This is a genomic window from Flavobacterium selenitireducens, from assembly GCF_014748335.1.
In the GTDB taxonomy this organism is placed as follows: domain Bacteria; phylum Bacteroidota; class Bacteroidia; order Flavobacteriales; family Flavobacteriaceae; genus Flavobacterium; species Flavobacterium selenitireducens.
Genome location: NZ_JAAVIY010000006.1, coordinates 63540 through 77165, shown reverse-complemented (window position 1 = coordinate 77165; position 13626 = coordinate 63540). Strand labels below are relative to the sequence as shown.

Here is a 13626-nt window from a genome sequence, read left to right as displayed (position 1 = left end):
CCCCGATGGAAGCGGCAGCTTTTGCAGTTGGGGACGCCTTTTTTGACGATGTTTGAGGGCGACCGGAGGGAGCCCGAAAAACGAGTTCAAAAAAGCGGCTTCAACTGTAAAACTATAGCGTACAGCGGGATCAGCTCCAAACTTTAAACTTCAAACATTAAACAAAAAATCCCCGGCGCTAACCGAGGATCTTCTTATTTTTCAGCTCCATTCTTTACGACAAGCCTGAAACCTTCTCCGTGAATGTTGAGGATTTCGACGTCCTCGTCGCGCTTGAGGTATTTTCTAAGCTTGGCGATGTAGACATCCATGCTTCGCGAGGTAAAGTAATTGTCGTCCCTCCAGATTTTGGTCAGCGCCAACTCGCGCGGCATAAGGTCGTTTTCATGCAACACGAGAAGCTTGAGCAACTCATTCTCCTTTGGCGACAATTTGATAGGCTCTTCGTCTTTGTAGGTCAAAAAGCGCAATTTTGAATTGAGGTGGAAATTGCCGATGTTGAATTCAAACTTAACGTTGTCGTTCTTGGTATCGGCGGCCTTGCGCTGCATGATGGCTTTGATTTTCATCAGCAACACCTCGGAATCAAATGGTTTGTTCAGGTAATCGTCCGCACCGACTTTATAGCCTTTGAGCACGTCTTCTTTCATGGATTTCGCCGTGAGGAAGATAATCGGGACGTCCTTGTTCTTTTCCCTGATTTCCTTTGCCAGGGTGTAGCCGTCCTTGTAGGGCATCATGACGTCAAGTATGCAGAGATCGTATGTATCTTTTTTGAATTTTTCGAAGCCTTCCATGCCGTTTTTGGCGAGGGTAACGTCAAAATCGTTCAGGGTGAGGTAGTCTTTTAGGATCGCCCCGAAATTCTGGTCGTCTTCTACTAATAGGATCTTCTTATTTTCCGTTTCCATAGCTGTTCGCTTAGTTAATTAGTGGTATCTTGATAATGAAGGTGCTACCCTTCCCTTTTTCACTTTCGACAAAAACCTGACCGTTGTGGTCGTCGACGATCCGCTTCACGTAAGCAAGACCTAAACCGTGGCCTTTAACGTTGTGGATATCGCCCGTGTGCTCGCGGTAGAATTTCTCAAAAATTCGTTTTTGTGCCGCTTTGCTCATCCCGATCCCGTTGTCTTTGACGCGAATGATGACAAAGTCCTTTACGTTTTCTGTCGTCACGTCTACCTCGGGGATTCCGGGTGTATATTTGATTGCATTGTCCAGAATGTTCACCAGAACGTTGGTGAAATGCACGTCGTTCAAAAGAACGGTAGATCGCTTGGCATTGAAATGCGTCGTGATCGTTCCCTGGCGATCTTCCAAAATCAGGCTTACGTGTTCGATGGCTTCCTCGAGGATTTCGTGTACGTCATTGGATTCCTTGGTGATTTCGAGCTCTTTCTTTTCGAGCTTCGATATCCTGAGTACGTTCTCGACCTGGGCGTGCATGCGTTTGTTCTCGTCGCGTATCATCTGCAAATAGCGTTTTACCGCGTCTTGGTTGTCGATGATTTTCGGATTCTTTATCGCATCAAGCGCCAAGTTTATCGTCGCGATCGGCGTTTTGAACTCGTGCGTCATGTTGTTGATGAAATCGGTTTTGATTTCCGAAATCTGGCGCTGCTTGATCAACTGGTTCAAGGCACTTGAATAGGTAATGATAATAATGAGCGTAAATACGATCGAAAGTACCGTGATCCCGACCAATTCAGAGAAAAGAAATTTCTTTTTCTGAGGGAAGCTCACGAGCAACTGATAACTGTTCGAACTCTCGTCGTTGGTAAATATCGGGATGGAATACGTCGCATATTTATCATACGCGAACCGGTCCGACTTTACTTTCGTGGCCAACCCGTTGCTGTAAACCGCATATTCATAAGAGGTCTTCACGCCAAATTGATCCAGTTCGCGGGTGAGCAATTTCTGGAGCTTTTCTTTGCTGACGCGTTGCTGCAACGGTTGTACTGCGGCAATATCCTTGAAATACATGTCGAATTGCGCCTGGTTCAGGATGTCGTCGCTGCCGGATCTCTCGATTTTGATGTCGGGAGTCGTTTTGGCTGGCATTCCCGATACGTCAAGGCCGTTGCGACTGTATATTTCAGTGGTTCGTTTGGCCGTAAAACTTTTGATCTTCGTGCTGTCTGGCAATTTATCAAAGAACGAGGACAGATTGTAATCTTCCGAGAAAATGCTGTTCGAGTATACGATGGTCTCATTGGTCCGCTTGTCGCGCTGATAGTAACCGAATTCGAGAAAATCGCTCTTCGCGGGCGCCTTCCCGGTGCTGTCCTTGAGTCGGTTGTACCGGCTTATGAAGCTGTACATCTCCTCTTTTTGCAGCTGTTCGGCCACGTTGCTCATGATTTGCTTGACGTGAAAACGAAACTGTTCGTCATTGTTTTTGAATGACGTATCAAACCAATAAACCTGAACGAGGATTATTCCGATCAGGGACAAACTCATGAGAACGACGAGCAATCGGAAAAACAACTTATTCATCATTCACAAAATTAACATTTTAACATTTAGACGTTTGATAGATTAACCAAACATTAACATCCGCCCAAAAAATTACAGTTTTTTCAGAGTTTTGAAGATTTTAACTACTTGTTCGCGGGTCGATCCGAGGTCGTCGTTGACTATCACATAGTCACTTAAGGCCATCTTCCGCTCGTCCGTCCACTGGTTCTCCATACGGGCAGTGACGTGTTCTTTGGCGACGCCGTCTCTTTCCATAACCCTTTGTATCCGAGTCGCTACGGGAGCGGTCACGGTAATGATTTTCTTACAATCCTTATAGCTTCCACTTTCGAACAGAATCGCTGCTTCGCGCAGCACAAAATCAGCCAAAGCGTGTTGTGAAAGCCACTCCTGAAAATGAATTTTAACGCGAGGATGCACCAGGTCGTTTAACATTTGCAATTTGCGTTTGTCAGAGAAAACGATGTCGGCTAGCTTTTTTCGATTGACTGTTTCATTTTCGACGATTTCCGAGCCGAACGCAGCTTTTAATTCAGCAAGCATGGCCGCAGACGCCATCACTTCCCTGCCGGCATCATCGGCATAATAGACAGGGACGCCCAATTCCGCAAACATGCGCGCTATCGTCGACTTTCCGCTGCCGATTCCTCCGGTAAGCCCGATTACGTGTGTCATCTTTTGAAGAATAATTCAGGAAAGACCAACTCTGGCCTGCGTTTCAGCAATCGAACGTTGTAAAATGATTTCAGGAAACCGGTTCCATATCCGTAAAATTGTATGGCGATGGCCACGACGGAATAAAGGCCGATCCTAAAACTGTTTTGGGAAGCCGACAAGAGAAATGCAAATGCGAAATACAGCAAATAAACGAAGGCGAAATGCCATATGCCGACACCGGCCAGCAGCAACGATATGGGAATTCCCAGGATAAACACGGTAGGTGCGAAAAAAGCCAGCTTGGCGTATTTAGGGTACCAACTGTCGAGTATCGGGCGCGCCTTGCCGAATTTATTGACTTGTTTGTAGAATTTGCCCCAGTCGATGCGCCGCTTGTGGAATACGAATGCTTTAGCGAAGAGACGCGTGCGAAATCCCATTTCCCACAATCGGATCGAAAGATCGGGATCTTCTCCGGGATGAATGTCGCCGAAGCCCTTCGAGGCCTCGAACGCTTTTCTCGAAAGTCCCATGTTGAAGCTACGCGGTTGGAATTTGTCGACCGTTTCCGATCCTCCCCGGATTCCTCCGGTGGTGATAATCGACGTCATGGCGAAATTGATCGCTTTTTGCACGTCCGAAAACGAATCGTGGGCCGCATCGGGTCCGCCGAAGCAATCGACATAATCTTTTTTCAATTCCGAATCGACGACCGAAAGGTAATGTGGCGGGATCAGGCAATCCGAATCAAAAATCAGGAAATAGTCGCCTATGGCTTTTTCCATACCGAAATTCCTCGAATCACCGGGCCCGGAATTGGGCTTGAAATAATACGAAAGATTCAGTTTGGCGGAATAATGCTCGACCACTTCCCTGCACGGGATGCCCGAACCGTCTTCGACCACGACGACTTCAAAAGGAGTTTGGTAGTCAGATCGGGAGAGACTTTCGAGAAATTCCCTCATTTCCTCGGGCCTGTTGTAGACCGGAACTATTATCGAGAAATACATCGGCTTCATAGAGACAAAGATAACCTTTCAAAGGAAAATCGCCTTGCGCCGGCCGCTGCATTTTTAACAATTCGGCTTTCGGGCGTAACGATTTGTCCGACAATAAAAAAGCCACCCGGTTAAGAGTGGCTTTTGAATTTATGGCAGCAAGGTTATTGTTTGATGACCTTTACCGTTTGGTTTCCATTTTCGGAAGCGAGTTCGACCATATAGGTGCCGCTCGGCAAACCACTCATGTTGATTTGTCGTTCCCCGTTCAATTTCTGGAACATGACCTGTTGGCCCAAAAGATTGCGTACCGTAGCCGAAGTTGTTTCCTGACTGCCGGAAATCGTCAATACGTCGCTTACCGGGTTTGGAGAGACGGCAAACTTGTTCCGTGAAGCATCCGAAACCGAAAGCTGGTTTCTCGACACTTCAACGCAGAATGTTCCAACAGCATCTTCGCTATATCCCGAAACGCGCACGTAATATGTAGCTCCGGCCGTTACTTCTGCATCTGTGATCAGGGAATTCCAGGAAGATCCGTTAGGAAGCGTTGTGGTTCCATCATCCTGGCTACAGGCGATTTCGACCAGTGTTCCGCAAACTCCGGAGTACAAGGCGATTTCAGTGTCATACAAAGTTCCTCCCAAAAAGTCGGTTGACACATCTACAGTAGCCGTATCATCAGGAGCGACGAACGAATACCATACGTCATTTTCGCCGTAGTTAAAGCATTCGGGAGCCACAACACCTGAATCGGTAGCGCCAAATGTAGTTCCGTTTGTAGTGTTTCCATTACAGAATGCGGCATCGACCGTAAGTACTGTCGCAGCTGCGCAGTCGTCGTTTGCTGGAGCCGGCGGAGGCGTAACGGTCAAAACGCCGCTGACGTATTGTGTTCCGTTCCAGAAGTTCCCTCCATTTTCCCCGTCGATTCCGCCGTATACGTATCCACCTTGGTTGAGGCGGTAACGCGTAGCGTAATAATACGTGCCCGGGTCAAGGTCTTCCCCGATGTTGGCCGTGTATTCGTCATTATTGCCTACGTTGGTAGCCGCGGCATTGAATGTCATTTCCGTCCAGTTGTCCCAGGTGTTCGGATTGGTGTTTGTGGCACTGATCCCTATCCAGGCGGTAATTCCCACGCCTTGTCCGGCCGGTTCCGTCACGTTTGGCTCATAGACCTGTCCGAAGACGTCAAACGATCCTCCTTCAGTGATGGTTTGTGTTGGAGGCCATTGCAAGTTCGCATAGTCAGGAGCATCTGCGGCAGGAACGCCACAAATAATCGAGCGCGTGCGGTTCGTGTTCTGGGCGCCGCACTGGCTATCGACATGGCTGTAAAAACGCACGACACCGGTCTGGTTGGAAACCCATGTAAGCGGAGTCGTACCGTAAACGACCGGGACTGATCCATCTGTGTTGGCGATCGTGATGAAATCGGTCGTGCCGCTTTTGAACGTATAGGTTTGTCCGTTGGTGACGTTCACGTTGGAATATTCACCGGCATAGGCATTGTTGGCGATGATGTTCTCGGTTACGCCATCACAGGTTTCGGGCGTAAAGGTAGCTCCAGGATACAAACCGGCAGGCGCAGTGAGGCAGTAGCCAGGAGAATCCTCGACGGTAAAACTCCATTCGGCACAACCGACGGCTTCACCTGCGGCATTGATAGCGATAACCTGCCAGTAAATCGTGACGCCATAGGCATTGATCGTTAAATCATCTGCTGTCGTATTGGTCGTGTAAGTTCCTGTGTAGCCAAGCACTCCGGGAGCGTTGCCGGAATACACATCGTATTCTACCGGTGTTCCGCCTGTGGTAGGAACGTCCCATTCAAGTGTGATAGGTCCCGACGGCACGTCGACAGCGCCATTGGCGGGGCTCGGATTTGCCGCGCAACCTGGCAAACAAATGTCCGTCAAAGTAGTACTTGTCACGTTGCAGATCGAGGCGTTCTGATCCGTAACGGTTATCTGCACATCCGTGCCGCTGGCATAAGGCCCGAACGTCAACGTTCCCGCAGCGGAAATCGTTTGGGTCGGACTTTGTTGGTTGTCCGTAACCGAATAAGAGGCCGCCGATCCCATCGTGGTAACGTTTACCGTCACGTTGAAGGACGCCGCCGGGCACAAACTGGCTGCCGCGAATGTTACCGTTGGAGGTGTGCATGTAGGCACCACTACGTTCAGGCTGTAATCTTCGGCTTCGCCCCAACCCGATCCTACCGTATTGCACGAATCGGAATAGCCGGCGAATTTCTTGATTACCCGCATGCGCGTCGTTCCGAGTGTCGCTCCGGGCGGAACGGCAATGGTTCCGTTGAGGACGACGGCATCGGCACCTGTAGAACCGGTAATCGTCCCAATGTCATAGGATTCCCCGGCGTCCGTGAAAACGTTGTTCTGATTCCAATCGATAAATACCCTGAGGTAAGTGGTAAAGGTCGTACCGTCGGTGTTTCCTTTCAGCACGATCGGATAGGAAATTCCCTGGGCGACCGTTCCGGAAATCGCGGTAAAATTCTGGTGCGCCTCTCCTCCTGTGGCTGCAGGCGAAGAATTGTTGATGCCAGCAAACTGGACCAAAGTGATCGGCTCCTCATTGTTGGTAAATGTGATGGGGCCGCAGTACGGAGCCGGGAACTGCGCACGCCCTTCCAATGCAAATAATAACAGCATTGAAAACAAAAAAGTAATTTTTTTCATAAAATAATGGGTTATGTGAATTAGTGAGCGTTAAATTTAGGAAATAAAAAAACGCTCCCAAACCTGGAAGCGCTTTTTTTTAAATATCGATTGTTACAAATTATCTGAGACTTTGTACCCAAACCATCTCATCGGCATCGGTATCATAGTCGACACCGTCCATCTCGAACCCGAAAAGTTTATGGAATTCATGGCTGTAGCCTTTCAAATCGCCTAACTCCGGCAGCGTATCGGTATCGGCGGTCTTCCAGAGTTCGGCCACCTTTTCCTGTATGTCTTTGTCCATTTCCCAATCGTCTATGCGTATCCTGCCTTTTTCATCGACAGGAACATCAGATTCCGTATACAATCGTTCGCGGAACAAACGGTCGATCTGTTCGATCGTTCCTTCGTGCGTGCCGGCTTCCTTCATCGTACGGAACAACAGCGAAATATAAAGTGGAATTACGGGAATAGCGGAACTGGCCTGTGTCACGAGTGCTTTGTTGACAGAAACAAACGCTTTCCCGTTGAGATCTTTAAGATGGTCCGAAATCGTGAATGCCGTCGCTTCGAGATCGTCCTTTGCGCGTCCGATCGTACCTTTGCGATAAACGGCTTCCGTCAGTTCCGGGCCAATATATGAATAAGCCAACGTCAAGACGTTTTCGGCCAAGACGCCTGCTTTTTTCAAATCCTCAATCCACCATTTCCAATCCTCCCCGCCCATGACGGCCACCGTATTGGCAATGTCCTCATCGTTTGCGGGCGTTATCGAAACCTCTGAAACTTTCCCTGTATGGAAATCGACGGTTTTGTTGGTATAGGTTTGTCCGATCGGCTTCAAAACCGAACGATGCGTAACGCCTGTTCTCGGATTGGTGCGCACCGGAGACGCCAAACTGTAAATTACGAGGTCCACCTGTCCCAAATCTTTCTTGATCAGGTCGATGGTTTGCTGCTTGATTTCATCGGAAAACGCGTCTCCATTGATACTTTTAGCATACAAACCGTCGGCTTGCGCCAATTTTTCGAACGCTGCGGAATTGTACCAGCCCGGCGAGGCAGTCTTTCCTTCCGACGGCTCTTTTTCAAAGAAGACGCCTATCGTCGAAGCGCCCGAGCCGTAAGCTGCGGAAATGCGGGAGGCCAATCCGAAACCTGTAGAAGCGCCGATGATGAGCGCCTTTTTAGGACCTCCGGCAACTTCGCCTTTCCCTTTTATATATTCGATTTGTTCCCTGACGTTCTTCTCAGCTCCTTCCGGATGTGCGGTCAGGCAAATAAAGCCCCGCATTCTGGGTTGTATGATCATAAAAAATAGAATTTTACCATAACAAATATAGGCTTGTTTTTTTAGTTCAACAAAGCTTTCGCGTGATTAATAGCCGAGTCGGAAACCACCGAACCGGACAGCATTTGGGCAATTTCGACCACTCTTTCCTCTTTGTCAAGCAATTTGATTTCGGATGTGGTGGTTTGCGCGTCCGATCTTTTGAACACTTTGAAATGACGGTCGCCTTTGGCAGCGATCTGCGGAAGATGCGTAATCGAGAAAACCTGCATATTGCGGCTCATCGAAAACATGATCTCGGCCATTTTGTGAGCAATCTCACCCGAAACACCGGTATCGATCTCGTCAAAAATAATCGACGGAAGCTTTGAATATTGCGCCAGCACCGATTTCACTGCGAGCATAATTCGCGACATTTCACCTCCGGATGCGACTTTTTTAAGCGACCCGAAACTCGAGCCTTTGTTTGCGGCGAAATGAAACAGCAATTCGTCTTTTCCGTTTGAAAGATAATTCTGTCCGTTGGTAACCTCAATTTTGAAACGGGCGTCCGGCATGCCGAGCTGGGCCAGGATTGCCACGAGTTGCGAATTGAGTTCCGGGATCGCCTTTTGACGGTTGGCACTGAGGCCTTCGGCAATCACATCGAGTCGTTTTTCGGAATCGGATATCAGCAGTTGGAGTTCCCCTATCCGGTTTTCGATTTCCTCTGCCGATGCCGTCTTGCTCTCGAGTTCGGACTGTATCGCAAGCAATTCCGTTACGGTTGATACTCCGTGTTTTTTCTGGAGGTTGTAAATCGCCTGTAATTTTTGGTTGACGATTTCTAGCTGTTCGGGATCCTGATTGAGGTTTTCGGATGCCCGGTCGAGTTCCGAGGCGATGTCGTCCAATTCAATCGAAGCGCTGTCAAGACGTTCGGACAACAGGCGGAAATCTTCCGAAAAACCTGACAATTTTTGAACCGCCGCCCGCATCTCCCTTAAATTGGACAAAATTCCGTAGGTTTCGTCTGTAGCCAAGCCAATCGACTTTTCCAGCGTCTCGCGTATGAACTCGACGTTGTTGAGTTGCTCGTAAGCGGTTTCAAGTTCCTCCTGCTCTCCGGCTTTGAGGTTGGCGGCACTCAACTCCTCGAAAAGAAACGCATTGTAATCGTGCTCTTTGAGCGACTGCTGTAATTTCTCCTGGAAAGCGGTAAGTTCCGACCTGTGCTGACGGTATACCTTAAGATGGTGTTGGTAATCCGAAAGGTTTTGTCCGTTGGCGGCAATGGCGTCGATAATCCTGAACTGGAATTCTTCCTCAGACAACGACAACGTTTGGTGTTGGGAATGTATGTCGATGAGAAACGCGCCCAATTCCTGTAAATCCTGGATGTTTACCGGGCTGTCGTTTACAAATGCGCGCGACTTTCCCGATGGGAGAATCTCTCGTCGTATGATCGTCTGGTCGTCGTAATCGAAATCCTTGGATTCAAAAAACGGCCGTAACCCATAAGCCGGAAGTTCAAAGTGGGCTTCCACAATGCACTTTTCGTCTTTGTTTTTCAATGAGGACAAATCGGCGCGCTTACCCAAAACTAATCCCAAAGCACCTAGAAGTATGGACTTACCCGCTCCGGTTTCTCCGGTAATTATCGTAAATCCACTTGAAAAATCAATGGACAATTTTTCGATCAGGGCGAAGTTTTCGATGGTAAGGTGACGGATCATTTTGGCGTAGAGGGTTAATTTGAAAATTGGGTAATTGGTAATTGGGCAATTAGATAATTAGATAATTAGATAATTAGATAATTAGATAATTAGCGAATGTGTGAATTAGCGAATTAGCGAATGTGTGAATTAGTGAATTAGCGAATGTGTAAATTAGCGAATTAGCGAATTAGCGAATGTATAAATTAGCGAATTAGCGAATGTGTAATATCAAAGTTACGTATTTAGCGAACTTATGAATTAGCGAATATGTAATAGCGAATTTACGTATTTAGCGAACTTTGAATTAGCGAATGTGTGAATTAGCGAATTAGCAAATGTGTAAATTAGCGAATTAGCGAATATTTGAATTAGCGAATTAGCGAATTAGCGAATGTGTAATAGCAAATTTACGTATTTACGTATTTAGCGAACTTATGAATTAGCGATTGTAAATAATTACAAGAGTGTTAAAGGTAACGTCAAATTCGCTAATTCGCTAATTCGCTAATTTTTAAATTTTCAAATTAAAATTTAATATTCGCCCACTTACTCGCATTCAACGGCGAGAGGCGGTTCAGGTTTTCCACGACATCGGAAATCGGAATGTTGGGACCGCCGGAAAATATCCCGACCAATTCATCGGACTTGGCGTCGAAAAAGATGCGCGTCAAAAACGCATTCGGACGCACCTTGGAGACTTCGTTCAGCGTCGCCAACGCCTGTTTCACACCTTCTTTTCCCGACTTGGTATCAGTGGCCATCTTATCCAAGCCCAAAAAATGGTATTCGTACATTGCCTGACGGAACGGTTCAAACGTAGACGACATCATATCGTTGATGAGAAAAAAGCGATTTTGCATACCATCGGATTGGCTCCAACCCTTGGCTCCTCCTTGTTGGGCGATGCTCGCGACATCCTGGGCAATCTCGAAATAAGACGTGCCTCCGCTTGGAGCGAACGTATCGGCATCCATTCCGATCATCATGTAGCAATAAAATGCAATCGTCGAAATCAGGTTGGAATCGTAGCTGTTCGGATTGAACGTAAGATTCTGGAATTCGACATATTCGAAATTAAAATCCCTGTCGTTGAAATTCAGGACGGGAGACGAATAACTCGAATTGAAGATCGGACGGGCCGACTGCACCTGGATGCTCGCGGCAAACGCACCCGAATTGTATCCCGTCACGTTGATGAACATCGAACAATTGATGCGCTCGTTGGCCTGATAGCCCTGACCCGTCCAATCGGTGCGGTTCACGAAATCGTTAAGGGCCGTTTCCAGGGTTTTGAATACCTGGTTGTTCGTCGATCCCACTTTCTCGGCGTTGACCGTGACGCGGCAATTGAGTTCCTGGGCGCTCATGGCGATAGTCGATAATACGGAAACTATAAAAAATATCTTACGCATAATGGGCGATGATTTTGTGTATGATGTCGGATGCGACGGCTTCTTTGCTCTTGAGATCGTGGCTTTCCCGATTGAAATCCTTATCGATGAACGTCACTTTATTCGTCTCGTGACCAAAACCTGCGCCTTGGTCGCGCAGCGAATTGAGCACGATCAAATCTAAGTTTTTTTTGCGGATTTTTTGCTCCGCATTTGCGATTTCATTTTCGGTTTCAAGCGCAAAACCAATGAGATACTGTGACTGCTTGATCTGGCCAAGCGACGCCAGGATGTCTTGGGTCTTTTCCAGTTCGATAGCGAATTCGGCTGCTGTCTTCTTGATTTTCTGGTCGGCGGCTTTCTTCGGACGATAATCGGCTACGGCTGCCGCGGCAACGGCTACATCGACATCGGCAAAATGCGCGTGGCAAGCCTCGTACATTTGTTGGGCAGACGTGACACGAATGACTTCCACACCCGATTTTTGAAGCGTGAGATGCGTCGGACCCGAAACTAAAATGACCTCAGCTCCGGCAGATGCAGCCTCTTTGGCGATGTCGTAACCCATTTTTCCTGACGAATGGTTTCCTATGAAACGCACAGGATCGATCGCTTCGTATGTAGGACCGGCGGTAACGAGTATTTTTTTTCCCTTTAGCGGAAGTTTGGAGGCGATATCCGATTCGAGGAACGATACTATATTTTCAGGTTCGGCCATCCTGCCCTGCCCTATCAATCCGCTGGCGAGCTCTCCGGATTCGGCGGGGATCATGACATTGCCGAACTGTTGCAACCTTTGGAAACTGCCGAGCGTAGACGGATGTGTATACATGTCGAGATCCATAGCCGGTGCGAAGTAAACCGGGCATTTGGCGGAAAGATAAACGGCAACCAGGAAATTATCGGAATTCCCGGTTGCCATTTTTGATAAGGTATTAGCCGTAGCCGGAGCGATAAGCATCAAGTCGGCCCAAAGGCCAAGTTCGACATGATTGTTCCATTGCGCAAGCGCCTGTTCGCCATTGCGGCTCGAGTCCGCCTCTTTTTCATCGTCGTTGTAAAACGAGGAAAAAACCGGGTTTTTGGACAACGTCGAAAGCGTCAACGGCGTGACGAAATCCTTTGCGGATGGCGTCATGACTACCCTGACTTCGGCCCCAGCCTTGACCAAGAGTCGCACAAGCGAGGCTGTCTTGTAAGCGGCAATCCCACCGGAGATGCCCAGGACGATTTTTTTACCGCTTAATACCGACATGGTCTTATTTTGTAGTGTCGCGATAGTAGATTTTCTCGTCCATCCACTCCTGAACAGCCAAAGCATGCGGCTTCGGAAGTTTTTCGTAGAATTTGGAAACCTCGATTTGCTCCTTGTTTTCAAAGATTTCCTCAAGGCTGTCATTATATGTGGCGAATTCTTCGAGTTTGTCGGTCAATTCTTTTTTGATTTCGGAATTGATCTGATTCGCCCTTTTGGCCATGATGGTGATCGCTTCATAGATGTTTCCGGTAGCCTCCTCGATTTGAGTCTTGTTATAGGTAACCGTATTTACCGGAGCATTCGTCTTCTTTAAATCCATGGTTTCTTATTTAGCAAATTGTTTTAAGTCTGTATCGATTTTGGCCAACATTTCGTCGGCTTCTTTTTTGTATTCGGAGTTCGGGTAGAACTTGAGCAGGTTGTTGTATGCTCCCTTTGCCTGGTTCAGACGCTCCTCCATCTTCGAAGGGACGCTGTTTACCGCCAATCGGTAAGAGGAATCAAATCGGTAATAAAGCGCTTTTTCGCGAAACGGCGTGCCCGGATAATCGGCAATGAAGTTATCGAAGGCTACGATAGCCGATTTATAATCGGAAATCTTGTTGTAACCATACGCAATTTCATACGCTTTCTTCTCCAGTTTTTCGCGCAACACCTTCATCGTTTCATTGGCTTCCTTCAGATATTCGGAATCCGGATATTTATCGATGAATGCCTGGAGCTTGTCGATGGCCTTGTCGGTATCGACCTGGTCAAGTGTGTAACGAGCCGATGTATTAGCGTAGCTCTTGGCCGAAAGATATAACGCTTCTTCCGCCTTTTCACTTCTGGGATAACTTGCTGCGAATGTCTCAAACTGGTAACCCGCAAGAATGTATTGTTCCGTTTTATAATACGATTGGGCGAACATGTAAAACATCTTTTCGGCCTGTGGTTTCCCTTTGTAATTCGGGGCCATTTGTTCAAAAAGACGAATTGCTTTATTGTACTTTCCGTCGTTGTATTTTTTTTCGGCCTGGGCGTATTTCAATCCGCTGTCTTCGCTTTTCAACGCTTTTTGGTATTCGCTGCAGGAAACCAAAAGCGAGGCGGACAGCATCAAAATGAAAAATCTCTTCATCAAAATCTAGGTTTTACTCTTATTTCAGGGCGGTTGGCGCCAT

General features: G+C 47.7%; 11 protein-coding genes. All 11 read right to left on the bottom strand.

The features are described from left to right. Window positions 1–194: 194 nt before the first annotated feature. The 11 genes from HC229_RS10615 to HC229_RS10565 all read right to left on the bottom strand — a co-directional run bounded on the left by HC229_RS10615 (window position 195) and on the right by HC229_RS10565 (window position 13583). Window positions 195–911 carry a response regulator transcription factor gene (locus HC229_RS10615; RefSeq protein WP_191020463.1) on the bottom strand — a complete coding sequence of 239 codons (717 nt, stop codon included), beginning with the start codon at window positions 909–911 and terminating at the stop codon, window positions 195–197. Between the two features lie 10 nt (window positions 912–921). Beyond that, on the bottom strand, window positions 922–2502 hold the full coding sequence (locus tag HC229_RS10610) for a sensor histidine kinase (protein ID WP_191020462.1): 1581 nt from the start codon (window positions 2500–2502) through the stop codon (window positions 922–924). A 72-nt stretch (window positions 2503–2574) separates the two neighbouring features. Next, window positions 2575–3159: a dephospho-CoA kinase gene (coaE, locus tag HC229_RS10605; RefSeq protein WP_191020461.1), complete on the bottom strand. Its 585-nt coding sequence runs from the start codon at window positions 3157–3159 to the stop codon at window positions 2575–2577. Then, complete coding sequence (locus HC229_RS10600) at window positions 3156–4151, bottom strand: glycosyltransferase (RefSeq protein ID WP_191020594.1); 996 nt, start codon at window positions 4149–4151, stop codon at window positions 3156–3158. Before HC229_RS10600 ends, coaE begins: the two co-directional genes overlap by 4 nt. Window positions 4152–4303: 152 nt before the next feature. Then, on the bottom strand, window positions 4304–6844 hold the full coding sequence (locus HC229_RS10595; RefSeq protein ID WP_191020460.1) for a T9SS type A sorting domain-containing protein: 2541 nt from the start codon (window positions 6842–6844) through the stop codon (window positions 4304–4306). 100 nt (window positions 6845–6944) lie between these two features. Then, entirely contained in the window at window positions 6945–8138 is a 1194-nt protein-coding gene (gene fabV / locus HC229_RS10590) for an enoyl-ACP reductase FabV (RefSeq protein ID WP_191020459.1), read from the bottom strand. Between the two features lie 41 nt (window positions 8139–8179). Then, window positions 8180–9832, bottom strand: coding sequence for a DNA repair protein RecN (gene recN / locus HC229_RS10585; protein WP_191020458.1), 1653 nt, complete (start codon window positions 9830–9832; stop codon window positions 8180–8182). A 506-nt stretch (window positions 9833–10338) separates the two neighbouring features. After that, a complete protein-coding gene (gene porD, locus HC229_RS10580) occupies window positions 10339–11226 on the bottom strand; it encodes a type IX secretion system protein PorD (RefSeq protein ID WP_191020457.1) in 888 nt (295 codons plus the stop codon). Next, the gene (coaBC, locus tag HC229_RS10575) at window positions 11219–12460 is read right to left on the bottom strand and encodes a bifunctional phosphopantothenoylcysteine decarboxylase/phosphopantothenate--cysteine ligase CoaBC (RefSeq protein ID WP_191020456.1); all 1242 of its coding nucleotides are present in this window, start codon (window positions 12458–12460) and stop codon (window positions 11219–11221) included. The genes porD and coaBC overlap by 8 nt, the downstream gene beginning before the upstream one ends. A gap of 4 nt (window positions 12461–12464) precedes the next feature. Next, window positions 12465–12782: a DNA-directed RNA polymerase subunit omega gene (locus tag HC229_RS10570; RefSeq protein WP_176007092.1), complete on the bottom strand. Its 318-nt coding sequence runs from the start codon at window positions 12780–12782 to the stop codon at window positions 12465–12467. A gap of 6 nt (window positions 12783–12788) precedes the next feature. Then, window positions 12789–13583, bottom strand: coding sequence for an outer membrane protein assembly factor BamD (locus HC229_RS10565; protein ID WP_191020455.1), 795 nt, complete (start codon window positions 13581–13583; stop codon window positions 12789–12791). Window positions 13584–13626 lie beyond the last annotated feature (43 nt).

Coding starts and splice junctions, on each gene's coding strand:
- porD (WP_191020457.1), bottom strand. CDS start 11,226: ATGCGTAAGATATTTTTTATAGTTTCCGTATTATCGACTATCGCCATG.
- coaBC (WP_191020456.1), bottom strand. CDS start 12,460: ATGTCGGTATTAAGCGGTAAAAAAATCGTCCTGGGCATCTCCGGTGGG.
- recN (WP_191020458.1), bottom strand. CDS start 9,832: ATGATCCGTCACCTTACCATCGAAAACTTCGCCCTGATCGAAAAATTG.
- HC229_RS10610 (WP_191020462.1), bottom strand. CDS start 2,502: ATGAATAAGTTGTTTTTCCGATTGCTCGTCGTTCTCATGAGTTTGTCC.
- fabV (WP_191020459.1), bottom strand. CDS start 8,138: ATGATCATACAACCCAGAATGCGGGGCTTTATTTGCCTGACCGCACAT.
- HC229_RS10600 (WP_191020594.1), bottom strand. CDS start 4,151: ATGTATTTCTCGATAATAGTTCCGGTCTACAACAGGCCCGAGGAAATG.
- HC229_RS10615 (WP_191020463.1), bottom strand. CDS start 911: ATGGAAACGGAAAATAAGAAGATCCTATTAGTAGAAGACGACCAGAAT.
- coaE (WP_191020461.1), bottom strand. CDS start 3,159: ATGACACACGTAATCGGGCTTACCGGAGGAATCGGCAGCGGAAAGTCG.
- HC229_RS10595 (WP_191020460.1), bottom strand. CDS start 6,844: ATGAAAAAAATTACTTTTTTGTTTTCAATGCTGTTATTATTTGCATTG.
- HC229_RS10565 (WP_191020455.1), bottom strand. CDS start 13,583: ATGAAGAGATTTTTCATTTTGATGCTGTCCGCCTCGCTTTTGGTTTCC.
- HC229_RS10570 (WP_176007092.1), bottom strand. CDS start 12,782: ATGGATTTAAAGAAGACGAATGCTCCGGTAAATACGGTTACCTATAAC.